22 protein-coding genes are annotated in these 22672 nt (G+C 72.6%); 3 read left to right on the top strand and 19 right to left on the bottom strand.

What is annotated here, in order from left to right:
• Positions 1–103 precede the first annotated feature (103 nt).
• The 3 genes from ABD946_RS20200 to nsdA form a co-directional block, all read right to left on the bottom strand.
• The gene (locus ABD946_RS20200) at positions 104–442 is read right to left on the bottom strand and encodes a P-II family nitrogen regulator (protein WP_345285536.1); all 339 of its coding nucleotides are present in this window, start codon (positions 440–442) and stop codon (positions 104–106) included.
• Positions 442–1767 carry an ammonium transporter gene (locus ABD946_RS20195; protein ID WP_345285534.1) on the bottom strand — a complete coding sequence of 442 codons (1326 nt, stop codon included), beginning with the start codon at positions 1765–1767 and terminating at the stop codon, positions 442–444. The genes ABD946_RS20200 and ABD946_RS20195 overlap by 1 nt, the downstream gene beginning before the upstream one ends.
• A gap of 262 nt (positions 1768–2029) precedes the next feature.
• Positions 2030–3484, bottom strand: coding sequence for a transcriptional repressor NsdA (gene nsdA, locus ABD946_RS20190; RefSeq protein ID WP_345285532.1), 1455 nt, complete (start codon positions 3482–3484; stop codon positions 2030–2032).
• 522 nt (positions 3485–4006) lie between these two features.
• Between nsdA and ABD946_RS20185 the strand changes: the two genes are divergently transcribed.
• Complete coding sequence (locus tag ABD946_RS20185) at positions 4007–4684, top strand: bifunctional DNA primase/polymerase (RefSeq protein ID WP_345285530.1); 678 nt, start codon at positions 4007–4009, stop codon at positions 4682–4684.
• A gap of 235 nt (positions 4685–4919) precedes the next feature.
• Here ABD946_RS20185 and ftsY read toward each other — a convergent pair whose 3' ends face one another.
• Positions 4920–6107, bottom strand: a complete 1188-nt coding sequence (ftsY, locus tag ABD946_RS20180; protein ID WP_345285528.1) for a signal recognition particle-docking protein FtsY — start codon at positions 6105–6107, stop codon at positions 4920–4922.
• 93 nt (positions 6108–6200) lie between these two features.
• On the opposite strand from ftsY, the gene ABD946_RS20175 reads away from it, so the two are divergent.
• Positions 6201–7673, top strand: coding sequence for a purine-cytosine permease family protein (locus ABD946_RS20175; RefSeq protein WP_345285526.1), 1473 nt, complete (start codon positions 6201–6203; stop codon positions 7671–7673).
• Here the strand turns inward: ABD946_RS20175 and smc are convergent.
• From smc to ABD946_RS20140, 7 genes are all read right to left on the bottom strand, one after another.
• Positions 7663–11253: a chromosome segregation protein SMC gene (gene smc / locus ABD946_RS20170; protein ID WP_345285525.1), complete on the bottom strand. Its 3591-nt coding sequence runs from the start codon at positions 11251–11253 to the stop codon at positions 7663–7665. The two genes, ABD946_RS20175 and smc, sit on opposite strands and share 11 nt — an antisense overlap.
• A 241-nt stretch (positions 11254–11494) precedes the next feature.
• Complete coding sequence (locus tag ABD946_RS20165) at positions 11495–11698, bottom strand: hypothetical protein (RefSeq protein ID WP_345285524.1); 204 nt, start codon at positions 11696–11698, stop codon at positions 11495–11497.
• Positions 11699–12149: 451 nt separating this feature from the next.
• Positions 12150–12437, bottom strand: a complete 288-nt coding sequence (locus ABD946_RS20160; protein WP_345285521.1) for an acylphosphatase — start codon at positions 12435–12437, stop codon at positions 12150–12152.
• A 36-nt stretch (positions 12438–12473) separates the two neighbouring features.
• Positions 12474–13067, bottom strand: a complete 594-nt coding sequence (locus ABD946_RS20155) for a hypothetical protein (protein ID WP_345285519.1) — start codon at positions 13065–13067, stop codon at positions 12474–12476.
• Positions 13064–14086 (bottom strand): WXG100 family type VII secretion target, encoded by a 1023-nt coding sequence (locus ABD946_RS20150; RefSeq protein ID WP_345285517.1) that lies wholly within the window; start codon positions 14084–14086, stop codon positions 13064–13066. Before ABD946_RS20150 ends, ABD946_RS20155 begins: the two co-directional genes overlap by 4 nt.
• Entirely contained in the window at positions 14083–14403 is a 321-nt protein-coding gene (locus ABD946_RS20145; protein WP_345285515.1) for a WXG100 family type VII secretion target, read from the bottom strand. The genes ABD946_RS20150 and ABD946_RS20145 overlap by 4 nt, the downstream gene beginning before the upstream one ends.
• An 87-nt stretch (positions 14404–14490) precedes the next feature.
• Positions 14491–15831 (bottom strand): hypothetical protein, encoded by a 1341-nt coding sequence (locus ABD946_RS20140; RefSeq protein WP_345285513.1) that lies wholly within the window; start codon positions 15829–15831, stop codon positions 14491–14493.
• A 172-nt stretch (positions 15832–16003) separates the two neighbouring features.
• On the opposite strand from ABD946_RS20140, the gene ABD946_RS20135 reads away from it, so the two are divergent.
• Positions 16004–16927, top strand: coding sequence for a DMT family protein (locus ABD946_RS20135; RefSeq protein ID WP_345285511.1), 924 nt, complete (start codon positions 16004–16006; stop codon positions 16925–16927).
• Positions 16928–16949: 22 nt separating this feature from the next.
• Here the strand turns inward: ABD946_RS20135 and mutM are convergent, their stop codons facing one another.
• From mutM to ABD946_RS20095, 8 genes are all read right to left on the bottom strand, one after another.
• The gene (gene mutM, locus ABD946_RS20130; protein WP_345285509.1) at positions 16950–17804 is read right to left on the bottom strand and encodes a bifunctional DNA-formamidopyrimidine glycosylase/DNA-(apurinic or apyrimidinic site) lyase; all 855 of its coding nucleotides are present in this window, start codon (positions 17802–17804) and stop codon (positions 16950–16952) included.
• A 26-nt stretch (positions 17805–17830) separates the two neighbouring features.
• Positions 17831–18616 carry a ribonuclease III gene (rnc, locus tag ABD946_RS20125; RefSeq protein WP_345285507.1) on the bottom strand — a complete coding sequence of 262 codons (786 nt, stop codon included), beginning with the start codon at positions 18614–18616 and terminating at the stop codon, positions 17831–17833.
• 20 nt (positions 18617–18636) lie between these two features.
• Positions 18637–18810 (bottom strand): 50S ribosomal protein L32, encoded by a 174-nt coding sequence (gene rpmF, locus ABD946_RS20120; protein ID WP_030056747.1) that lies wholly within the window; start codon positions 18808–18810, stop codon positions 18637–18639.
• A 2-nt stretch (positions 18811–18812) separates the two neighbouring features.
• Positions 18813–19457 (bottom strand): YceD family protein, encoded by a 645-nt coding sequence (locus ABD946_RS20115; RefSeq protein WP_345285504.1) that lies wholly within the window; start codon positions 19455–19457, stop codon positions 18813–18815.
• Positions 19458–19610: 153 nt separating this feature from the next.
• Positions 19611–20747 (bottom strand): F0F1 ATP synthase subunit B, encoded by a 1137-nt coding sequence (locus ABD946_RS20110; protein WP_345285503.1) that lies wholly within the window; start codon positions 20745–20747, stop codon positions 19611–19613.
• A gap of 173 nt (positions 20748–20920) precedes the next feature.
• Complete coding sequence (gene coaD, locus ABD946_RS20105) at positions 20921–21406, bottom strand: pantetheine-phosphate adenylyltransferase (RefSeq protein ID WP_345285501.1); 486 nt, start codon at positions 21404–21406, stop codon at positions 20921–20923.
• Positions 21407–21444: 38 nt separating this feature from the next.
• Entirely contained in the window at positions 21445–22038 is a 594-nt protein-coding gene (gene rsmD / locus ABD946_RS20100; RefSeq protein WP_345285499.1) for a 16S rRNA (guanine(966)-N(2))-methyltransferase RsmD, read from the bottom strand.
• Positions 22039–22165: 127 nt separating this feature from the next.
• Positions 22166–22672 (bottom strand): hypothetical protein, encoded by a 507-nt coding sequence (locus tag ABD946_RS20095; protein ID WP_345285497.1) that lies wholly within the window; start codon positions 22670–22672, stop codon positions 22166–22168.

Below are 22672 nucleotides of genomic sequence, written 5' to 3'. Positions count from 1 at the left end.
CTCTCGACCGCCGCCGTCGACCACTGCCCTCGACCGCCGCCCTCGACCGCTGCCCTCGAGCGCCGCTCACCGCTCTCGAATGATGCCGGTCGTTCCGGTCCCGCTAGATCGCGTCGGGGCCGCGTTCGCCGGTCCGCACCCGGACGGCGGTGTCGACCGGGATGCTCCAGACCTTGCCGTCACCGATCTTGCCGGTGCGGGCGGCCTTCACCACGACCTCCACCACGTCGTCGGCCATGTCGTCCTCGACCAGGACCTCGATCCGGACCTTGGGCACCAGGTCGACGGTGTACTCGGCGCCCCGGTAGACCTCGGTGTGGCCCCGCTGGCGGCCGTACCCGCTGGCCTCGGTGACGGTCAGTCCGTGCACCCCGAAGGCCTGCAGGGCGTTCTTGACCTCGTCCAGACGGTGCGGCTTGATGACTGCGGTGATGAGCTTCATCAGGCGTCGACCTCGGCCTTCTTCGGAGCGGTGGTGACGGTGGAGGCGGAGGTGGAGGCGCGGCCCAGGCTGGCGCCGACGGCGCTGAAGTCGTAGGCGGACTCGGCGTGTTCGGCCTGGTCGATGCCAGCCACCTCGACGTCCTCGGAGACCCGGAAGCCGATGGTCTTGTCGATCGCCTTGCCGAGCAGCCAGGAGAGCACGAAGGAGTAGAGGCCGACCACGACCACGCCCATCGCCTGCTTGCCGAGCTGGCCGACGCCGCCGCCGTAGAACAGACCCTGCGCGGTCTGGCCGACGTGGCCGGTGGCGAAGAGGCCGATCAGCAGCGAGCCGATGACGCCGCCGACCAGGTGGACGCCGACCACGTCGAGCGAGTCGTCGAAGCCCCAGCGGTACTTGAGGCTGATCGCGGCGGCGCAGGCCACACCGGCGATGAGACCGATGGCCACCGCGCCGAGCGGGCTGACGGAGCCGCAGGCGGGGGTGATGGCGACCAGGCCGGCCACCGCGCCGGAGGCGGCGCCGAGCGTGGTGAAGGCGCCGTGGCGGATCTTCTCGTAGGCCAGCCAGCCGAGCACCGCGGCGGCGGTGGCCACCTGGGTGTTGACGAAGGCCATCCCGGCGACGCCGTTGGCGGCCAGCGCCGAGCCGGCGTTGAAGCCGAACCAGCCGAACCAGAGCAGCCCGGAGCCGAGCATCACCAGCGGCAGGCTGTGCGGGCGCATCGGGTCCTTCTTGAAGCCGATCCGCTTGCCGAGCACCAGGCAGAGCGCGAGGCCCGCCGCACCGGCGTTGATGTGGACGGCGGTGCCGCCGGCGAAGTCGATCACGCCGTTGCGGTCGCCGAGCCAGCCGCCGTTGCCGCCGTCGAAGAAGAACACCCAGTGCGCGACCGGGAAGTAGACCACCGAGACCCAGAGGGCCACGAAGAGGCCCCAGGCTGCGAACTTGGCGCGGTCCGCGATGGCGCCGCTGATCAGCGCCGGGGTGATGATCGCGAACATCAGCTGGAAGGCGGAGAACGCGGTGACCGGGATGGTGCCGGTGAGGTCGTTCAGGCCGATGCCGCGCATGCCCAGGTAGTCGAGGTTGCCGATGAGACCGGCGCCCGCGTCCGGGCCGAAGGCCAGCGAGTAGCCGTAGAGGACCCACAGCACGCTGACGATCGCGAGCGATACGAAGCTCATGACCAGCATGTTGAGGGTGCTCTTGACCCTGACCATGCCTCCGTAGAAGAAGGCCAGGCCCGGGGTCATCACCATGACCAGGGCCGCACAGATGAATACGAAGGCGGTGTCGCCAGCGCTGAAGCCGTCCGGCATCGGCGTCTCCTCGTGGGTGCAAGAGCCGCTCCACACCCGGGATCCCTGTCCCGTGCCACCCGGGGTGTCGGCGTTGAGGAGGAGAGTGCCGAAGGCGGATTTCGGCCAGTGCGGCTCGGTGTTTCGCCGCCGTGACGAGCGCCACGGCGGCGTTACGAGGAGGTGAACGACTGCTGCGGACGGGCGACCCCCGACCGTGAGGCCCGCAGGCCACCGGCATCCCGGGACCGCAAACCACGGACGTCCCGGCCGCCGCCGGGCCTCAGGTGCTCTGGACGAACTCCGGGATGTTCTCCACCACCCGGTCGGAGAGCTGGGCGACGGCGTCCAGGTCGCCGTAGTTCTGCAGTGCGTTGGCGGTGGTCTTGCGGATGCGGGTGTTCAGCCGCTCGGAGCGGACCTTGGTGGCGATGGCCACCGCCTCCTCCGCCACCGCGACGGCCTGCCGGGGCTCGTTCTGCAGCAGGTGCACGCTGGCCATGCCGATCAGGTTGAAGGCGTAGCTGCGCACGTGGTCCTTGTCCTGCCGGAACAGGTCCACCGCGCGCTGCATCACCGGCTCGGCCATCGAGGCGTAGAGCGGGCTGCGGTTGGCGTGGTACGCCAGGTCGCGGTAGGAGTGCGAGTTCTCGCCGTTGAGCTCGGCCTCGGTGAAGAACTTCAGCCAGCCCGGCGAGTTGTCGTCGAACCGGGTGTCGCTGAAGGTGTCCTCGGCCATCCGCACGGCACGGGCGCAGCGGTTCACCTCGCCGATGGTGGCGTAGGCCCGGGCCTCCATGGCGAACAGCAGCGACTGCTGGCGCGGGCTGGCGGTGTCCCGGCTGCCGTACTGCGCGAGGTGGATCAGCTCCAGGGCGTCCTCGCCCCGGTTGAGGTGGATCATCTGGCGGCTCATGTCGGTGAGGATCTGCGCGCCGAACGGCCGGTCCCCCGCCTCCTTGGCCGCGTGCAGGGCCAGCACGTAGTACTTCTGCGCGCTGGGGTGCATGCCGACGTCGTACGACATCCAGCCCGCCAGGTGGGCGAGTTCGGCGGTGAGCCGGAACAGCCGCTTGGTGGTCTGCTCGGGGTAGGTCTCCTGGAGCAGGTCGGTGACCTCGTGGAGTTGGCCGACCACCGCCTTGCGGCGCAGGCCGCCGCCGTTCTGCGCGTCCCACTGACGGAACATCACCGTGGTCTGCTCCAGCAGTTGGAGCTCCGGCTCGGAGAGGCGGCCGGTGAACTGCTCCCCGCCGTTGGCGGCGGCCAGGATCGGGGTGGGGGCGCCCGCCGGGTTGGGGGCGAGCCAGCGCTGCATCGGCTCGATCAGGGCGGTGCCGGCCGTCAGGGCGAGCGAAGTGCCGAGGAAGCCACGGCGGTTGAGCATCAGGTCGCTGCGGGAGTACTCGCTGATCAGCTGGACCGTCTGCGGCGCGCTCCAGGGCAGGTCGACCCCGCTGTCCACGGTGGAGACCGGAACGGCGGTGCGCAGGCCGAGGTCCTCGATGGAGACCACCGAGCCGAAGCGCTCCGAGAAGAGCTGCGACATGATCTTCGGGATCGGCTCGCGGGGCTGCTCGCCGTCCAGCCAGCGGCGCACCCGGGAGGTGTCGGTGGAGACGTGGTGGGCGCCGATCTGCCGGGCCCGGCGGTTGACCTGCCGCGCCAACTCCCCCTTGGACCAGCCGCTGCGGCCGAACCAGGAGGTCAGCTTCTCGTTCGGTTGCTTCTCTGCCATGGGTAAGCGCCCCATCCCGCCCGGCCCCTCGGGGCCCCCGATCGTCTTCGCACTCCCCCGCCCAGCGTGAGCGGCCCGATGCGTTCCGTGTGCTGAACGTAACGCGACAAGTCCCGCCCCGGGGAGCGCGCCCGGATAATCGCCACCATTCGCCACCCCTAGGAGTGAACTACGCGACGGCCCGGGGCGCTTCACTGGTAGCCGGCACCATGCCCGCCCAACTCGCCGTGCCGCCAGGGATCTTGACGACCCGGCAGCCGCCGGACCAGGAAGGGGAGTCCCGTGCAGCTCCGACGATCCGGCATCCGCAGCGGGGGCGCAAGCGGCCTGCTCGCCCGGCACCCACGAATCGGAGCACTCCGCCTGCTGCGCGCCGCCGACGCACGACCCGCTTCACGTCGCACAATCGACGCACCGGCACGGCCGGCCGACCGTCACGGCGTCACGCCCGGCGGCCCGTCCGGAGGTCCGTCCGGCGACGCGCCCCGTAACCACCGGCATTCCGAACCTGTTGGGGGAGGCATGGAAACCCTCTTCGGCGAACTCCGCTTCGGCACCCGCCGCCGGACCCGCGGCACCGCGTACGAGGCCGCCGCTGAGTACACCGGGCGCTGGGGCTGGGCGGTGGCGGTCTCCACCGGCTCCGCCACCCCGGCCGACGGCCGCTGCGACTGCGGCACCGTCCACTGCGCCGCGCCCGGCCTGCACCTCGGGCTCGGCCCCGCCGTCGACCCGGCCTCCGGCACCGGAACCGCCGGACTGGACGCGCTCCGGGACGGCTCGTCCTCCCCCGCCGCACTGCTGCTGCCCGCCGGCCGCTCCTTCGACGTCCTCGACGTCCCCGCGCAGCCCGGTCTCCAGGCCCTGGTCCGGCTGGAGCGGATGGGCACCCAGGTCGGCCCCGTGCTCGGCCTGCCGACCGGACGGCTGCTCTTCTTCGTCGCCCCCGGTGCCGCCCAGCGCCTCCCCGACCTGCTCTACCGGATGGGCTGGGACGACACCACCCTCGACCTGGCCTGCCACGGCGAGGGCTCCTACGTCGCCGCCCCGCCCACCGTCCTCGGCCCCCTCGGCCCGGCCCGCTGGCTCCGCCGCCCCTCCCGCGACTCCGCCGCCTGCCCCCCGGAAGCCCGCCTCCTCCTCGGCACCATCGCCTACGCCTGCCACCGCACCCGCGAACGCACCCCGGTCACCGCGTAGCGCAGGTGGTCACACCGGGGGCGCGAGACTCTGCCGCTCTGCGGCTCCGCCGCGCGGGCGCGCACCTCCAGCCCCCCGTCCGGCAGGGCACACGCCCATGGGCGCGAGGAACTGCGCGCGGCGGAAGGCCACTCACCTGCAACTGAGGCTCCATCAGCCGGTTGCACGTGCTGCCGTTCCCCTGCGCGCAGTTCCCCGCGCCCCTGGTGTGAGCACTGCCGCGGAAGAACCCGCGTCAGTCGCCGATCAGCGCGTCCACGAAGGCGCCCGGCTCGAACGGGGCGAGGTCGTCCGCGCCCTCGCCGAGCCCGATCAGCTTGACCGGCACGCCGAGTTCCCGCTGCACCGAGATGACGATGCCGCCCTTCGCGGTGCCGTCCAGCTTGGTGAGCACGATGCCCGTGATGTCCACCACCTCGGCGAACACCCGCGCCTGGACCAGCCCGTTCTGCCCGGTGGTGGCGTCCAGCACCAGCAGGACCTCGTCCACCGGCCCGTGCTTCTCCACGACCCGCTTGACCTTGCCGAGCTCGTCCATCAGCCCGGTCTTGGTGTGCAGCCGGCCCGCGGTGTCGATGAGCACGGTGTCCGCGCCCTCCGCGATGCCCTCCTTGACCGCGTCGAAGGCGACGGACGCCGGGTCCCCGCCCTCGGGCCCGCGGACGGTGGCCGCGCCGACCCGCTCGCCCCAGGTCTGCAGCTGGTCCGCGGCGGCGGCCCGGAAGGTGTCGGCCGCGCCGAGCACGACCTTGCGCCCGTCCGCGACCAGCACCCGGCCGAGCTTGCCGGAGGTGGTGGTCTTGCCGACGCCGTTGACGCCGACGACCAGCACGACGGCCGGCCGGCCGTCCTCGTGCTTGGCGGTCTTCAGCTGACGGTCGGTGTCGGCCCCGATCAGGGCGACCAGCTCCTCGCGGAGCAGGCCGCGCAGCTGCTCGGGGCTGCGGGTGCCGAGCACCTTGACCCGGGTGCGGAGGTTGTCGACCAGTTCCTGGGTGGGCTTCACGCCGACGTCGGCGGTGAGCAGGGTCTCCTCGATCTCCTCCCAGGTGTCCTCGTCGAGGCGGTCCCGGGAGAGCAGGGTGAGCAGGCCCTTGCCGAGCGAGTTCTGCGAGCGGGAGAGCCGGCCGCGCAGGCGGACCAGGCGGCCCGCGGTCGGTTCGGGGACCTCCAGCTCGGGGGCGGTCAGGGCCTCGTCGGGGGCCTCGATCTCCTCGGGGAGCGTCACCTCCTCGACCGTGCGGACCGGCTCCGGCGCCGATGCGGCGGACTCCTCGCCGACCTGCGGCTCGCGCGGGGGCGTGATGACGGGTGCCTCGGCCTGGGGAGGCAGCTGCTTACGTCGTCTGCCGCTGACGACGAGGCCCGCGACGGCGCCGACGGCGACGACCGCGATGACTACGGCAAGAATCAGATATTCCATGGCGTCACCCAGTATCCGCGACGCCCCCGCCCCGGTGAACGAGGACATACGCCTCTTATGCCATGAGCCGGGCAGAACATACCTTTGTGTCCCATGACCGAGAACCACCAGGCCGTGGAGACCCGCGGCATCGAACCGGTGCCCGACCACGAGCGCCAGGGCCGCGTCCGCGAGCTGTTCCACACCTGGTTCGCCGCCAACATCAGCGTGCTGCTGCTCACCATGGGCGCCGGCCTGATCGTCTTCAACGGCCTGAACCTCTGGCAGGTCCTGCTGGTCGCCGTCTCGGCCGCCGTCCTCGCGTACGGGATCGTCGGCCTGCTGACCGTCTCCGGGAAGTGGGGCGGCTCCCCCGCCATGACGCTCTCCCGGGCGGTCTTCGGCGTCCGGGGAAACCTGGTGCCGGGCGCGGTGACCTGGGTGGCCCGGTTCGGCTGGGAGACGGTGAACGCCGTCACCGGCGCCTACGCGCTGCTCTCCGTCCTCGACCTGCTCTTCGGGATCCGGAGCAGCACACCCCTCGTCGTCGTCACCCTCCTCCTCTTCGTGGGCACCACCTTCCTGGTCTCCGGCCTCGGCCGGAACGCGCTGCTCTGGTGCAACCGCTGGTCGGCCTACCTGTTCGGGATCTTCTCGGTCCTGGTGCTCGGCTACCTGGTCGCCACCGTCGAGTGGTCCGAGGTCTTCGCCCGCCCGGCCGGCACCACCGCGATGGTGGTCGCCGGCATCGGCACCATCGCGGCCGGCGGTCTCAGCTGGGCCCCGTCCGGCGCCGACTTCGCCCGCTACCTGCCGCGCGGGGCGAGCAGCAGGGGCATCGTGGGCACCGCGGTCGGCGGCGCCGGGATCGTGGTGGTCCCGATGGTGCTGATGGGCGCGGTGATGGCGGTCGGCACCCCGGACCTGGCCTCCGCCTCTGACCCGGTGGCCTTCATCGGCGAGCTGCTGCCGACCTGGCTGGCCGTGCCGTACCTGCTGATCGCGCTGATCGGCATGGTGCTGATCAACAGCCTCTCGATGTACTCGGCCGGCTTCACCGCCCAGACCATGGGCGTGCGGCTGCCGCGCGCCTGGGCGGTCTCCATCAACGCGGTGATCAGCCTGGTCGGCGGTCTGCTGCTGATGCTGGTGGCGAAGAGCTTCTACGGCTCCTTCATCACCTTCCTGACCATCCTGGCCGTCTCCTTCTCGGCCTGGATCGGCGTCTACGGCGTCGACATGGTGCGCCGTCACCGCCAGGGCCGGACCCGCTACGACGCCGCCGCCCTGCTCGACACCTCCGAGCGCTCCGCCTACTGGTTCAGGGGCGGCTTCTGCTGGCAGGCGCTCACCGCCTGGCTGCTGGCGATCGGCACCGGCCTGATGTTCACCCGGGCGGCCCTCAGCGCGGACGACGTCTGGTTCGCCGGCCCCTGGTCGAGCAGCTGGATCGGCACCAACGGCCTGGCCTGGGTGGTCACCATCCTGGTCGGCGCGGCGGTCTACGCCCTGCTCCCGCAGGCCCGCACCACCGCCGTGGAGACCGAGCCGGAGAGCGGCGAACGGAGCGAGCTGCTCACCCGCTGACCGACGGCTCCTGCCGGGGCACCGCGCGCGTCCTCCGCTCGCGGTGCTCCTCGCGCAGCCGTTGGCTGATCACCTGGGAGATCCCGTCGCCCTTCATGGTGACGCCGTACAGCGCGTCGGCCGACTCCATGGTGAGCTTCTGATGGGTGATCACGATCAGCTGGGAGCTCTCCCGCAGCTCCTCCATGATGGCGATCAGCCGGCGCAGGTTGGTCTCGTCCAGCGCCGCCTCCACCTCGTCCATCACGTAGAACGGGCTGGGCCGGGCCTTGAAGATGGAGACCAGCAGGGCCACCGCCGTGAGCGAGCGCTCCCCGCCCGACAGCAGTGAGAGCCGCTTCACCTTCTTCCCCGGCGGCCGGGCCTCCACCTCGACGCCGGTGGTGAGCATGTTCTCCGGGTCGGTCAGCACCAAACGCCCCTCCCCGCCCGGGAAGAGGCGGGAGAACACGCCCTCGAACTGCGCCGCGGTGTCGTGGTAGGCCGAGGTGAACAGCTGCTCCACCCGGGCGTCCACGTCCCGGACGATGTCCATCAGGTCCTTGCGGCTGCGCTTGAGGTCGTCCAGCTGCTCGCCGAGGAACTGGTGGCGCTCCTCCAGCGCCGCGAACTCCTCCAGCGCCAGCGGGTTCACCTTCCCCAACTGCTGGTACGCCCGCTCGGCGGCCCGCAGCCGCTTCTCCTGCTCGGCCCGGACGTACGGGCGGGGCTCGCCGGGCTCCTGGCCCTCCTCCGGCAGCGCGGGCGGGACGGGCTGCTCCGGCCCGTAGGAGGCGAGCAGCTCGCCGCCCTCGATGCCGAACTCCTCCAGTGCCTTGGCCTCCAACTGCTCGATCCGCAGCCGCTTCTCGGCCCGCAGCACCTCGTCCCGGTGCCCGGCGTCCACCAACTTGTCCAGCTCGCCCTTGAGTTCGCGCCCCAGCTCCCGCCCGGCACGCAGCTCGGCCTCCCGTTCGGCGCGCTGCTGCTCGGCCTCGGCGCGCTCCGCCTCGGCCCGGGCCAGCGTGAGCTCCAGCCGGGCCAGCAGCTGCCGGGCTCCGGCGGCCACCGCGCCGGCCACGCCGGCCTCGTGGCGGGCCCGCTCGCGCCGTTCGGCGGCCCGGGCGCGGGCCTCGCGCTCGGCCCGGGCCGAGCGGTCCAGCTGGTCGGCCCGGCCGTTCAGGCCGCGCACCCGCTCCTCGTGGGTGCGCACCGAGAGCCGGGCCTCCAGCTCGCCCTGCCGGGCCTCGGCCGCGCCGGCCGCCAGCTCGTCGCGGCGCGCCGGATCCGGCTCGTCCTCTCCCGCTTCCGCCAACTCCTCGGCCACCGCGAGCCGTTCGGCCAGCTCTTCGGCGGCGGCCAGCGCCTGCGCCAGGCCCTCCTCGGCCCGGGTGGCGGAGGCGGCCAGCCGCTCAGCCTCCCCGGCGGCCGCCCTGGCCTGCCCGCCGAGCCGACCGAGCGCCCCGGCGACGGCGGCCCGCTCCTTCTCGGCCGCCCGTCGACGGGCCGTCAACTCCTCGATCTCCGCCGTGAGTTCGCGACGCAGTTCGGTGACCTCGGCGAGTGCCCGGGCCGACTCCTCACAGCGCACGTCGAGTTCGGCGATCCGCGCGGCCGCCTCGTCCACCGCGGCCCGGGTCTCCAGCAGGCTCGGCGCGCCGGCCGCCCCGCCCTGCGCGAGGCCCGCGCCGAGCAGGTCGCCGTCCCGGGTCACCGCGGTCAGTCCCGGCTCCCGCACCACCAGCCGGACGGCCTCGTCCAGGCCGTCCACCACCACCGTCCGCTCCAGCAGCCGGGCCACCGCCGGCCGCAGCTCGGCCGGCCCGTCCACCAGCCCGGCCGCCCACCGGAGCCCGTCGGCCGCCGGCTCCCGCACCGCGGGCGCCCCGCCGACCAGCAGCGCCGCCCGCCCCGCGTCCCGCTCCCGCAGCAGCCGCAGCGCGGCCGCCGCCGTCTCCACCCCGTCGACCGCGACCGCCTCGGCCGCCGCCCCGAGCGCGGCGGCGACGGCCGTCTCGTACCCGGGCTCGACGGTCAGCAGCGAGGCGGCCGGCCCGAGCACCCCGGCCAACGCCCCGTCCACCAGCAGCGCACCGCTGCCGTCCTTGCGCCGCAGGCCCAGCGAGAGCGCCTCGTGACGCGCCGTCAGCCCGGCCCGCTCCTTCTCGACGGCGGCCAGCTCCTCCCGGGCGGCACCGACGGCGGCCGCCGCCGCGACGGCCCGCTCCTTCGCCTCCCGGTGCGCGGCCTCGGCCTCCTCGTCCCCGCCGTCCGCGCCGCCGACCTCGGCCTCCAGGGCGGCGTACTCCTGCTGCGCGGCCTCGGCCCGCTCGACCGCGCCGTCCCTGGCCTCGGCCTGGCGGGCCAGTTCGGCCTCGGCCCCGGCCGCCTTGGAACGGGCGGCGGCCGCCTGCCCCTGGAGCCGGGCCAGGCCCTCCCTGCGGTCCGCGATGGCCCGCGCGGCGCTCTTCAACCGGACGTCCTCGGCGGCGAGTTCACGCTCCAGCTCGGCCCTGCGCTCGACCGTCTCGGCCAGCGCGTACCGCGCCTCCTCCAGCGCCTCGGCGAGCGCGGCCTCCTCCTCGCGGACCCGGGCGGCCTCCCGCTCCAGCTCCTCCGGATCGCGCCCGCGCCGCTCCTCGCCCTGTCCGGCGGTGAGCGCGTGCCGCACCCGGGCCTCGGCCAGGCCGATGGTGCCCCTGGTCCGCTCGCCGAGCGCGGAGAGCCGGTACCAGGTCTGCCGGGCCTCCTCCAGCCGGGGCCCGAGCTGCTGCACCTGGGCCTCCAGCACGGCCTCCCGCTGCTGGGCCCGGTCCAGCTCCTGCTCCACGGTGGAGCGGCGCAGCCGCAGCGCCAGCTCGTCGGCGATCTCGGCCTCCACCGCCCGACGGAGCGTCAGCAGGTCGTCGGCGAGCAGGCGCAGCCGGGCGTCGCGCAGTTCGGCCTGGATCCCGGCCGCCCGCCGGGCGATCTTCGCCTGCCGCCCGAGCGGCCCGAGCTGGCGGCGCAGTTCGGCGACCAGGTCCTGTACCCGGTTGAGGTTGGCGGCCATCGCGTCGAGCTTGCGCAGCGCCTTCTCCTTGCGCTTGCGGTGCTTGAGCACCCCGGCGGCCTCCTCGATGAAGGCCCGGCGGCCCATCGGGTCGGCGTGCAGTACGGAGTCCAGCTGGCCCTGCCCGACGATGACGTGCATCTCGCGGCCGATGCCGGAGTCGGAGAGCAGCTCCTGGATGTCGAGCAGCCGGCAGGTCTCGCCGTTGAGGGCGTACTCGCTGCCGCCGTTGCGGAACATCGTGCGGGTGATGGTGACTTCGGAGTAGTCGATGGGCAGCGCGCCGTCGGTGTTGTCGATGGTGAGGCTGACCTCGGCGCGGCCGAGCGGCTGGCGGCCGCTGGTGCCGGCGAAGATGACGTCCTCCATCTTTCCGCCGCGCAGCGACTTGGCGCCCTGCTCCCCCATGACCCAGCTGAGGGCGTCCACGACGTTGGACTTGCCGGAGCCGTTGGGGCCGACCACGCAGGTGATGCCGGGTTCGAAGCGGAGGGTGGTGGCGGAGGCGAAGGACTTGAACCCGCGCAGCGTCAGACTCTTCAGGTGCACGCGCCCGTTCTCCTCACCTCGGCGGCCGTCCGGTGTTCACCTCCCGGATGGCCGACTGTATCCGGCCACCCTCACGGGGGCCGGACAGGCGGTGGTTTGACCACGCCGGAGCTGGGCAATGTGATCGGCAAAAGGTGACGGGAACGACGAAGGGACGCCGTCTTCGGCGTCCCTCTTCTAGCTGCGACCCCATCGGGGATCTCGTGCGCAGCAGCGTCGAACTCTGGCGATCGGGTCAGGATCAGGTGAGCGCGGGCTCCCGCTGGTCCAGCTCGATGCTGCTGAGCAGCGAGTGCTCGTCAACGACAGCGGTGAGTGCGTCGTTCTCGGCCTGCATCCGGTTGAGCTCGGACTCCAGGTCCTGGACGCGCTGCTGAAGCCGTCGCACCTCGGTGAGCATTCGCGGGTCGGGGCCGCCGACGTACCCGAGAAGCGCCTTTGCCATGATGAATGGTCCTCCACGCTGAGTGACCGAACCGTTTCGGTACAGGTCTTGGGGGAAGGGGTGTCACGCACCCGTCCGCGGGCCGGTAGTGCTGGCTGGGCACTACGGGAGAGCCGTGTGAGCTGGACTCACGACGACATGACCCTGCCGGGAGAACGCATATTGGTGCGCGGGCTTTCAGCGTCTCACCAAAGACGGTACGGGTCAACACGATCACCGCACGCTACCGCCACCCTGTCACCTGCACGCGGGAGTGGACACGCGGTGCGGCCGGGCGGGCGACCCATCGTGGTGTCAGATGGATCACTGCTCGCTGCGGAGTCAACCACGAGTCTGCCCAGAAGGCAACCGCCCGACACCGGCATTCGCACCACGGTGTCACCTCAGTGTCACGCCGGTCTCGTCCGTGCACACCCCGGCGCCCCTGCCGCCCGCCGGGCGGCGCCCGCGGTCACCGGAGTTCGAAGCCCTCGTAGCACCCGGCGGTGCCTCCCCATATCTCGGTGACCCCGCTCACCCGGCCCGGCGTGCCGGGGCCGCGCAGCGCGTGCAGGAGGCGCTCGCAGTCGTGCCGCGCGCCCTGGGCGACCACCTGGACCCGGCCGTCGCCGAGGTTGCTGGTGTAGCCGGTGAGGCCGCCGATCTCCAGCGCCCGGGCCCTGGTCCACCAGCGGAAGCCGACCTCCTGGACCTTGCCGCGCACCCAGGCGGTGCAGCGGACGGACTCGTCGCTGTGCATGGCCACGACCCTAGGCCATGCACAGCGACCGGAACGTCAGCGGATCAGCGCCACCAGGGCGCGGGCCTCGTCCGAGGACTGCGAGAGCGCGGCCAGCGAGCCGTCCGCGAAGTGCAGGTCGACCCGGTCGGCGACGGCGCCGGTGCGGTCCTCGACCCGGCGGACCCGGCCGTAGGGCAGCTCGCCGAGCGGCTTGAGGCCGAGCCCGACCAGGTGGTCGGCGAGCAGCATCCGGCGGTCGGTGAAGGCCACCACCGCGCGGTTGTTGTCCATCGACGCGGCGCCCTCGTAGCCGTGCCGCACCGCGATCACGAACTGGCCGGCCTGGCTGCCCCAGCCACCCTGCAGGCCCGCGCCGCGGGTGATCCGGCGGATCACCCGGGAGATCCCGAAGATCCCCTCCAGCAGCAGCTCCGCGACCACCGCCACCGGCTCGAACAGCGCGCCGAGGACGGCCCCCACTCCCCGCGTCGCCGCGCCCGGCCGGTACTTGCGCGGGACGCGGCGGATCAGGTCGCTGAGGGTGAGCTCGGCCACCGCGTGGATCTGCTCGCCCGGCTGGAGGTGCGGCGCGAACAGCGGGCGGAAGGACTCGCCGCCCAGCGGGCGCGGCTCGACGTACTGACTCATCCGAAGGCCTCCTCGACCCGGGTCTGCGGCACCCGGTAGGGCTTCGCGTGCTCGCCGCCGTCCAGCGCGCCGGTGGCCGCGTCGATCGCGGCGTCGTCCTTGGCGGTGTCGGTGAGGACTCCGCCGAAGTCGCCCGCGCCGATGCCGAGCCCGACGCCGGTGGCGATGCCGCCCTTCACCGCGCCGAAGCCGGCCTTCACCGCCTGGGCGGTGGCGAACTCCCCGAGGGTACCGATGTTCGGGTTGGTGATCAGGTCCCTGGCGGTGCCGAAGCGGTTGCCGGCGCCGCCGATCTTCCGGACCGCCTTGGCCGCCTTGAGGCCCTCGCGGATGTTCTTGAAGGACTTCCCGGCGGTCTGGATCTTCCGGACGGCGTCCATCAGCTTGCCCAGTGTGGTGGCCAGCTTGCGGGAGACCGAGGCGATCCGCAGGACGTAGACCGACACCTCCGCCTCGACCACCAGCGCGTTGACCACCGTGGCGGCGCCCAGGGTGATGATGTCGACCAGGATCATCGCCGCCATGGTGGCGATCAGGACCTCGATCGCCTCCCGGATCAGCCCGATCACCAGGTTCTCGGCCAGCTCGCAGGCCTCGGCGGCCTGGCTGATGATCTTGGCGGTCTCGTTCATGTCGGCGGCGGTGGCCTCGACGGCCTCGACCACCTTGCCCATGTGGCCGCCGAAGGCGGCGGAGGCCGCGCCCTCCCACTGGCCGGAGAGGGCCGATCCGCCCGAGCGCAGCTCGTTGGCGACCTCCTGCATCGCCTTCGCCTGGGCCTGCCACTCCTGGGCGGCGTTGGTGAGGGTCTCCAGCTCGCCGGTGACCTCCTCCAGCATGTCCATCAGCCCGAGGAAGTCGAGGGCTCCCTTGACGAACTCGTCCAGCCCGGCGTCCAGGCCCTCGGAGACCGGGTTGGTGAAGCTGGGCAGCGCCTCGAAGGGGGTGCTGACGAAGTCCCGGGTCCACTTGTACGCGGCACCGGCCTCGGCGAAGGAGACGTCCGTTCCGGGGATCACCGGCTGCTCCCGTCCCCGTAGGCCGAGGCGATGGCGGTGTCGTGGCTCTCGTAGTTGTCCGCCGTGTCCTGGAGACCGCCGGCCGTGTCGGCCAGGATCTCGCCGAGGTCGGCGAGGTTCTGGTGCTCGGCCTCGGCGTGCTCCTGGTAGGCCTCGTACAGGTTCTGTGCGTCCGGCAGCTTGCCGAAGTCGTTCGAGTTCAGCGACACCGAGGCGAGGCGGGACTGGATCTCCGCGATCCGTTCCGCCTGCGCCTCGACGAGTGCCGCGTACTGCCTGAGTGCGCCCGGTTCTACCCGGAAGCCCTGATCCCCCATGGTGGTGCCCCTTGCTCTCTGCCTAGCTGATCATCGTACTGATAGCCAGACGCGGCCCTGCGGGCAAGGGGTTTCACACCACCCGACTCAGAAGCCCCCGAAGTCCCCTCCCCCACCGAAGTCCCCGCCGCCACCGCCGTCGAACCCGCCGAAGTCGGAGGGGTTGAAGTCGGCTCCGGAGGAGTCGCCGCCCTCCCAGCCCGACCCGGCCGCCCCGCTGTCCGCCCAGGCGGTGGACGGGGTCGCCATCATCGAGCCGAGCGCCGTCCCGACCAGCAGGGCCGGCAGCATCCCGCCGCCGAAGTACCCGCCCGCCCACGGGCTGTAGGCCGGCCCGGCGTTCCAGTACGGCTCGCGGCCGTGCTCGGTCTCCACCGTCCGCACCGCCGGCTCCTGACCCGCCGTCAGCCGGGCCGCGTCGGCCGCGCAGACCGGCACCGAGCGGCGGGCCGCACCCGCCGGCGCCCAGTCGGCGTCCTTCACCGAGGGGCCGTGCCGGGGGTCGAAGAAGCACGGCGGACGGCGGTCCGGCAGCGGCTGCTTCTCCCGACGGGCCGTCAGGGTGGCCAGCGCGAACCGGCCGTCGGCCAGCGCCTCGGTCACCGGGCGGACCTGCTCCGGGTGCCCGGCCCGGTCCATCTCCCGCTTGGCCCGGTCGTAGCAGTCCAGCGCGTGCGCGTAGTCCGCCCGCTGGGCGTCGTCCGCGTCCGGGGCGCCCGGGGCGAAGTCCAGCCGGTCCAGCTCCTCGCCGAAGGCCGTGATGTCCTCGTCCACCACCACCCGCAGCTGGGCCAGCTCGGCCCGGGCCTTCTCCGCCTTCTTCCGCTTCGACCGGCGCAGCAGCAGGAACACCCCGCCGCCGCCCAGCGCCAGCAGCGCCACCGGCACCACGATCGCCGCCGCCCCGACCCCGCCGGAGGAGGAGGCCACGCCCTTGCCCTTCGTCTGGGGGAGCGCCTGCCCGACGAAGTCGTCCAGGGTGCCGGCGATGTCGCCCGGGTGGGCCCGGAAGGCCGCCCCCGACATCGAGGTGGCGGCGGCCGGCGGCAGCGCCGCCCCGTCGGAGAAGGCCTTGAACTCCTCGCCCCGCCAGATCGCGTAGACGCCCGTCACCCCGACCCTGGTCCGCAGGTCGCTCGCCGTCGTCCTGGCCGGGAACCGGTCGTCCGCCGGGACCACCGCGACGAACACCGGCTTGTCGGCGGCCTTGATCCGCGCGGCCAGCGCGGCGGCCTGCCCGGCCGAGTACCGCCCGGCCATCGCCGGGTCGACGTACACCTGACCCTGCTTCAGCGCCTTCCCCGCCTCCTCGATGCTCCCGGCGGCCACGGCGGGGCCCGCGAGGAGCAGCAGGAGAGCGGCCAGCAGCGCGGCGAGCACGGCGACGGCCGGGGAGCGGCCCGGGCGGTGGAGCGCGAAGGTCCTCATGCTCCGAACCTACCCCCGGAGGCCGGACATTCCGCCCACCCCGGGGCACCCGGTCTCCCCCGCCGGTCGGGCCGGACCGCACTCCTCCTACCGGTGGACCCCGCCACCCGGCGGGCGGGGCATAGTTAGGACTGATCAAGCACGTCCGCACCATCCACGATCGGAGCACCCGGTGATCCTGGGCCTCGTCACCGCCGTCGCGGCATCCGCCTGCTACGGCACCGGCTCGGTACTCCAGGCGGTCGGCTCACGCCGCTCCGCCCGCGAGGAGGCCGCCGCCAAGGGCCGCTCCGCCGGGGTCACCGAGCACGGCGGCCCCAACCTCTCCTCCACCGCCAAGGCCGCCGTCACCTGGGAGTTCATCCTCGGCACGGTGCTCGACCTGATCGGCTTCGGCCTCGGCGCACTGGCCGCCCGGCTGCTCCCGCTCTTCCTCTCGCAGACCATCATCAGCGCCAATCTGGTGATCACCGCGGTGCTCTCCATCAAGCTGCTCGGCATCCGCCTGAAGCGCCCCGAGTGGGCATCGATCGCCGTGCTCTGCGCCGCGCTGATCCTGCTCGCCGTCGCGGCCGGCCCCGAGGGCGGGCACCACGCGGAGATGGCCGTCCACTGGTGGCTGCTCGGCGTCACCATCGCCCTGATCGTGATCGGTGCGGTGGTCGTCCGCCTGATGGGCGCCGGCGGCGCGATCGTGGCGGGCCTGCTCTCCGGCCTCGGCTTCGGCGCGCTCGGCGTCGGCGTGCGCATCCTGAACGGCGTCGAGCCCTTCGACCTGGTGAAGCTGGTCTCCGACCCGGCCCTGTACGCCATCCTGGTCGGCGGCATCGGCGGGATGTACCTGCACACCGTGGCCCTGCAGATCGGCTCGGTCAACGGCGCCACCGCCGCCCTGGTGGTCGGCGAGACCGTCATCCCCGGCGCCGTCGGCGTCATCTGGCTCGGGGACTCCTCCCGCGCCGGCCTCGGCTGGCTCGCCGCCTTCGGCTTCCTGCTGGCCGTCGTCAGCGCCGTCGGCGTCGCCTACTACGGCCAGGGCGAACAGGACCTGGGCGAGGACGCGGCCGCCGAACCCGAACTGACCAAGCGGGCCTGACCGTTCAGCGCGCTCCGTGCCCTCAGCGCGGAGCGCGCTGGCACTTCGGGCAGAAGTAGCTCGACCGGTTCATCCACGGCTCCCGCCGCATCGCCGTCCCGCACCGCCGGCACGGCTCCCCCTCGCGCCCGTACGCGTCCAACTCCCGCGAGAAGTACCCGCTCTCGCCGTTCACGTTGACGTACAGGCTGTCGAAGCTCGTGCCGCCCACCGCCAGCGCGGCCCCCATCACGTCCCGGGCGTGGTCCAGCAGCGCGTGCGCCTGGGGCCGGGTCAGGGTGGCGGTGGCCCGCTCGTAGTGCAGCTTGGCGCGCCACAGCGACTCGTCCGCGTAGATGTTGCCGACCCCGCTGATCAGCGTCTGGTCGAGCAGCGCCCGCTTCACCGTGGTCCGCTTGGTGCGCAGCGCGGTGACGAACAGCCCGTCGTCGAAGCGCTCGTCCAGCGGGTCCCGGGCGATGTGCGCGATGGAGAGCGGCGTGGACTCCGGATCCCCCGGCTCGGACTCCTCGACCGCCAGACCGCCGAAGGTCCGCTGGTCGACGAAGCGCAGCTCGCGCCCGCCGTCGGTGAACCGCAGCCGCACCCGCAGGTGGGTCTCGTCGGGCACCACCGGGTCCTGGACCAGCAGTTGGCCGCTCATCCCGAGGTGCCCGATCAGTGCCTGGTCCCCGCCGAGCGGCACCCAGAGGTACTTGCCCCGGCGCTGCGGCGCGCCCAGGGTGGCCCCGGCCAGCCGGGCGGCGAACTCGTCGGCCCCGCCGGGCTGGCGGCGGACGGCGCGCGGGTGGAGCACCTGCGCCTCGGCCACGGTGCGGCCGGCCGCCCAGCGGGCGAGACCGCGCCGGACCACCTCTACTTCGGGGAGCTCGGGCACGGGGGCCGCCTATTCGTGACGAACGGTCAGCTGCTGGGAGTGGTACCGGGGTTGAGCTGGTCGGCGTACTTGGCCTTGATGGCCCGCCAGGCGCTCTCCGCCGCCTTCTGCTCGGCTTCCTTCTTCGAGCGGCCGCTGCCCTGCCCGAAGTCCTCGCCGGCCACCCGGGCGTTCGCGCTGAAGGTCTTCTCGTGGTCCGGGCCGGATTCGGCGACCACGTACTCCGGCACTCCGATGCCCACCGTGGCGGTGAGCTCCTGGAGGCTGGTCTTCCAGTCCAGGCCCGCGCCCAGCTGAGAGGACTCCTCGATCAGCGGGTCGAACAGGCGGTGGACGAAGTCGGTGGCGGCGTCCAGGCCCTGGTCCAGGTAGATGGCGCCGATGACGGCCTCGACGGTGTCCGCGAGGATCGAGGACTTGTCCCGGCCGCCGGTGCCCTCCTCGCCCTTGCCCAGGCGGATGAAGGTGCCGAGCTCCAGGCCCCGGCCGACCTCGGCCAGCGCGCGGGAGTTGACCACCGCGGCGCGCAGCTTGGCCAGGGTGCCCTCGGCGACCTCCGGGTGGAGGCGGTAGAGGGTGTCCGTGACGACCAGCCCGAGCACCGAGTCACCGAGGAACTCGAGGCGCTCGTTGGTCGGCAGCCCGCCGTTCTCGTAGGCGAAGCTGCGGTGTGTGAGGGCACGCACCAGAAGGGCGCGCTCGAGCGTGTACCCGAGGCGCCCTTCCAGGACGTCGTATTCGGTCGAAGCCGGACCGCCGGCCTTGCTCCCGTTGGCAGGAGCCGACTTGCGGGTGGAAATGCTCTCCGACATCGATCCGTGCACCCCGCCGATCAGACCGAGAGGACCTGGCGACGGTTGTACGTGCCGCAGCTCGGGCACGCGATGTGGCCCAGCTTCGGCTCGTGGCAGCGGTCGCACGCCACGAGGGCCGGAACGACGGCCTTCCAGTTGGACCGACGGTGGCGCGTGTTGCTGCGCGACATCTTCCGCTTCGGAACAGCCACGGCTACTTCTCCTGGTTCTCGGCGAGACCCTCACGGGTACCGCTGGTCTTGATCCCGTCACCCTCGTCGCCGGGGGCGGCGGAGAGTCCCTGCAGAGCCGCCCACCGGGGGTCGGCGGCGTCGTGGTGGTGGGCCGGGTCGTCGCTCAGGCGCGCTCCGCATTCGGAGCACAGGCCCAGGCAGTCTTCCTGGCACACCGGCTGCAGCGGCAGTGCGAGCACCACCGCGTCACGCAGCACCGGCTGGAGGTCGAAGAAGTCGCCCTCCAGACGGTAAGTCTCGTCCTCGGAGTCCTCGTCGAGGTCCTCCGCACCGGCGGTCCGGGCGCGGTGACGCTCGTCGGACTCCGGGTAGTAGTACAGCTCCTGGAAGTCGACCTCCAGGTCGTCCTCCACCGGCTCCAGGCAGCGCACGCACTCGCCCTCGACGTGGGCGGTCGCGGTGCCGGTCACCAGCACGCCCTCGACCACCGACTCCAGGCGGATGTCCAGCTCGATCTCGCTGCCGGCCGGGACGCCGATGACGTCCTCGATGCCGAGGTCGGCGGGCGCCGGCAGGGTGCGGGAGGCCTTGCGCAGCGAGCCCGCGCGACGACCGAGCTCATGCGTGTCGAACACGAGCGGGTCGCGGTGGTCGAGGCGGTTCAAGGTGTCCTGACTTCCTGCTGGCGGCACGCACTACCTGCGCGGCGCGGATCGGTTCTGGTCGGCGGCTTCCAGGCAGCCGAACGGGCCCAGCTCTGGAGGGGCCGGAGTGGTCAGACTACCGGACACTCCGGCCTGGCCCAACTTCGCCCGGAGTCACCGGCCGCCGAGCTCCCGCAGCCTGGTCATGTCGATCATGCTGGTGTCGAAGAAGCTGGTCTCGTCCAGGCTCGCCTGCTGCTGGGGCATCTGCTGCGGGACCTGCTGCTGGGGCACCTGCTGCTGCGGGTAGCCGTACGCGTCGTACTGCTGCTCCTGGCCCTGGTACGCGGCCGGCTGCTGGTAGCCGTACGCAGGGTCGAAGCCCTGGGTCTGGTAGCCGGGCTGGGGCTGCTGCGGGTAGCCGTACGGGTCCGCCGGGGGCTGCCCGGCCGGGTCGTAGCCGCCGCCGTAGACCTCGGCGTACTGGCCGTTGCCGTACTGGCCCTCCTCCGGGGCCTGCCAGCCGGCCGCTGCGGGGGTGGGCTCGGGCCAGCTCTGCTGCTGCGGGACCTCGGCCCGGTACCAGGGCTGCTCGTCCTCCTCGGCGAAGCCGGCCGCGACCGCCTCGGCCCGGTCCTTGGCCTGCTGGGCCTGGTCGGCGGCGGCCAGGTAGGCGCCGAGCTCGTCGATCGGGGCCTTGCCGAGGAGCTTGTCGCGGCCCTTGCCGACGGCCTCCAGGGTCTTGCTGAGCACCGTCTCCAGGGTGGCGAGCTTCACGTCGACGTACTCGTCGACCTCGGGGCTCGGGCTGACCCGGGAGCGGAACTCCTCGCCGTCCTGGGCCTCCTCGTCGAAGGGCTGCTCGAAGACGCTGGAGTCGCCGCGCAGCTTCTGCCGGCCGCGGCCGACGGCGCCGAGCGTCTTGGTGAGCACCACCTCGAAGTTGGCCAGCTTGGAGTCGACGTAGTCGTCCGCCTCGGCGCGCTTGGTCTCGACCTCGAACCGGGCCTCGGAGAGGATGCGGTCCGCCTCGGCCTGGGCCCGCAGGACCACCTCGGTGTCGGAGACGATCGAGCCGCGCTCGTCGTGCGCGCCGCGGATGATCTGGTCGGCCTGCGCCTGGGCGTCCGCCACCACCTGCTCGTGGTCGGCCATCACCGACTGGGCCTGGGCGAGTTCGGCGGGCAGCGCCTCGCGGAGCTGCTGGAGCAGGCCGACCAGCTCGGCCCGGTTCACCACGCAGGACGCCGACATGGGCATCGAGCGGGCGTTCTCCACCGCCGAGACGATCGCGTCGAGTCTGTTCTGCACGTCCACGGGGCTTCGTCTTTCCGTGTGCCGCCGAGCTGCGGCGGAGGCAGCGCCCCACGGCACGGCATCACCGTCGGGCAGGAGTACAGACTGTACGGCCAGAGCGGGCGCAGCTCACAACGCCGGTGCCACCACCGCGAAGGAATGTGACGGTTCGCCAGCTCTGTCCGGATTCACTTGTTCCGTTCGGCGATCCGCTCGACCAGTCGGCTGTTGACGCCCTCGGGCAGCAGGTGGGAGACGTCGCCGCCGTAGGAGGCGACCTCCTTGACCAGGCTGGAGGAGAGGAAGCTGTAGGTCGGCGAGGTCGGCACGAAGAGGGTCTCGACGCCGGTCAGGCCGTGGTTCATCTGGGCCATCTGCAGCTCGTAGTCGAAGTCGCTGACCGCCCGCAGGCCCTTGATGATCGCGGGGATGCCGCGCTCCCGGCAGAAGTCCACCAGCAGGCCGAGGTGGGCCTCGATCTCGATGTTGCCGAGGTGGGCGGTGGTCTCCCGGATGAGCTCGATCCGCTCCTCGACGGTGAACATGCCCTGCTTGTTCTTGTTGATCAGCACCGCGACGTGCACCACGTCGTAGAGCTTGGAGGCCCGCTCGATGATGTCGAGGTGGCCGTTGGTGATCGGGTCGAACGAACCCGGGCAGACCGCTCGGCGCATGGCGTGGACTCCCTTGAGGGACAGGGTGGGTGGGGGGACTACCGGCCCTCGACGTCGTCGTCGGGGCCGGAGGCGGCGCGACCGTACCAGAGGGTTCCCTCGCCGTACCGCCGCGAGCGCACCGGCTCGAAGCCCTCGGGCCAGCCGAACTCGCCGCCCCTGGTGCTGCGTTCCACGGTGACGAGTACCTCCTCGTCGAGCCAGCCCCCGGCCAGGAGTGTGATCAGCATCTCCCGGACCTCGTCGTCCGTCACGGAGTACGGCGGGTCCAGGAAGACCAAGTCGTACGGAGCCGCCGGAGCCTGACCCGCGATCACCCGCTCGGCCCTGTCGGCACGGACCTCGGCCCCCGGGAGCGCGATGGTCCTGACGTTCTCCCGGATCACCCGGGCGGCGGAGGCGTCCGCCTCCACCAGCAGGACGTGCTCCGCGCCCCGGCTCAGCGCCTCCAGGCCGACCGCACCCGATCCGCCGAACAGGTCGAGCATCCGGGCCCCGTGCAGGGTGCCGCGCAGCGCCTGGAGGGTGGAGAACATCGCCTCCCGGGCCTTGTCCGAGGTCGGGCGGGTGGTCCGGCCTGGCGGGACGGCGAGGCGGCGGCCTCCGGCGGTGCCGGCGATCACGCGGGTCATGAGGTGGGGCGGTCCTCTCGTAGGAAGGCGTGACCACCACCTAACCACGAGCGGGGCGCGAGGAACTGTTCGGCCGACCCACTACCGCCGTAGTGGGTCGGCAGCGCAGTTCCTCGCGCCCCCGGGATTACGAGCCCTCGCCCCCGACGATCGCCGGGCTGGCGTAGCGGGACCAGGAGAGGCAGCCGTCGGGCGGGCAGTACTCGGGCTTGCGCGGGTCGTGGCCGAGCTCGCGGAGCTTGGTGCGGACGGAGTCGGGCGTGCGGCCGAAGCGGGCGGCGATCCGGGCGATGGTCTCGCCCTCGTGGAAGCGGCGGGTCAGCTCCTCCTCGTGCTGGGGCACCCAGGGGGCGCCGTGGCCGGGGTAGAGCTCGCGGAGCACGTCGCGGTCGGGGATGGGCTCGGAGACGTCGGCGACGATGGCCAGGGCGCGGAGCGCCCGGTTGAGCGCGATCCGCAGGTTGGCCACCTCCTCGACCGGGAGGCGGAGCTTGCCCGAGGCGAGCGGGCTGGCGGCCGCCCCCTCGCGCCAGCCGGTCAGGGTCAGGGTGACCTCGCGGTCGTCCTCGCTGGCCAGCTCGATTCGGAAGACCTTGTCGCCCAGCGGAAGCTCGTTGAGATGACGGAATGCCAA

Origin of the sequence: Kitasatospora albolonga, from assembly GCF_039535905.1 — a bacterium.
Taxonomy (GTDB): Bacteria; Actinomycetota; Actinomycetes; order Streptomycetales; family Streptomycetaceae; genus Kitasatospora; species Kitasatospora albolonga.
This window is presented reverse-complemented; position numbering and strand designations above follow the sequence as displayed.

What these genes read in the sequence shown, in the direction of transcription:
- ABD946_RS20200 (WP_345285536.1), bottom strand. Translation starts at nt 442, where the DNA reads ATGAAGCTCATCACCGCAGTCATCAAGCCGCACCGTCTGGACGAGGTC.
- ABD946_RS20195 (WP_345285534.1), bottom strand. Translation starts at nt 1,767, where the DNA reads ATGCCGGACGGCTTCAGCGCTGGCGACACCGCCTTCGTATTCATCTGT.
- nsdA (WP_345285532.1), bottom strand. Translation starts at nt 3,484, where the DNA reads ATGGCAGAGAAGCAACCGAACGAGAAGCTGACCTCCTGGTTCGGCCGC.
- ABD946_RS20185 (WP_345285530.1), top strand. Translation starts at nt 4,007, where the DNA reads ATGGAAACCCTCTTCGGCGAACTCCGCTTCGGCACCCGCCGCCGGACC.
- ftsY (WP_345285528.1), bottom strand. Translation starts at nt 6,107, where the DNA reads ATGGAATATCTGATTCTTGCCGTAGTCATCGCGGTCGTCGCCGTCGGC.
- ABD946_RS20175 (WP_345285526.1), top strand. Translation starts at nt 6,201, where the DNA reads ATGACCGAGAACCACCAGGCCGTGGAGACCCGCGGCATCGAACCGGTG.
- ABD946_RS20165 (WP_345285524.1), bottom strand. Translation starts at nt 11,698, where the DNA reads ATGGCAAAGGCGCTTCTCGGGTACGTCGGCGGCCCCGACCCGCGAATG.
- ABD946_RS20160 (WP_345285521.1), bottom strand. Translation starts at nt 12,437, where the DNA reads ATGCACAGCGACGAGTCCGTCCGCTGCACCGCCTGGGTGCGCGGCAAG.
- ABD946_RS20155 (WP_345285519.1), bottom strand. Translation starts at nt 13,067, where the DNA reads ATGAGTCAGTACGTCGAGCCGCGCCCGCTGGGCGGCGAGTCCTTCCGC.
- ABD946_RS20145 (WP_345285515.1), bottom strand. Translation starts at nt 14,403, where the DNA reads ATGGGGGATCAGGGCTTCCGGGTAGAACCGGGCGCACTCAGGCAGTAC.
- ABD946_RS20140 (WP_345285513.1), bottom strand. Translation starts at nt 15,831, where the DNA reads ATGAGGACCTTCGCGCTCCACCGCCCGGGCCGCTCCCCGGCCGTCGCC.
- rnc (WP_345285507.1), bottom strand. Translation starts at nt 18,616, where the DNA reads ATGTCGGAGAGCATTTCCACCCGCAAGTCGGCTCCTGCCAACGGGAGC.
- coaD (WP_345285501.1), bottom strand. Translation starts at nt 21,406, where the DNA reads ATGCGCCGAGCGGTCTGCCCGGGTTCGTTCGACCCGATCACCAACGGC.
- rsmD (WP_345285499.1), bottom strand. Translation starts at nt 22,038, where the DNA reads ATGACCCGCGTGATCGCCGGCACCGCCGGAGGCCGCCGCCTCGCCGTC.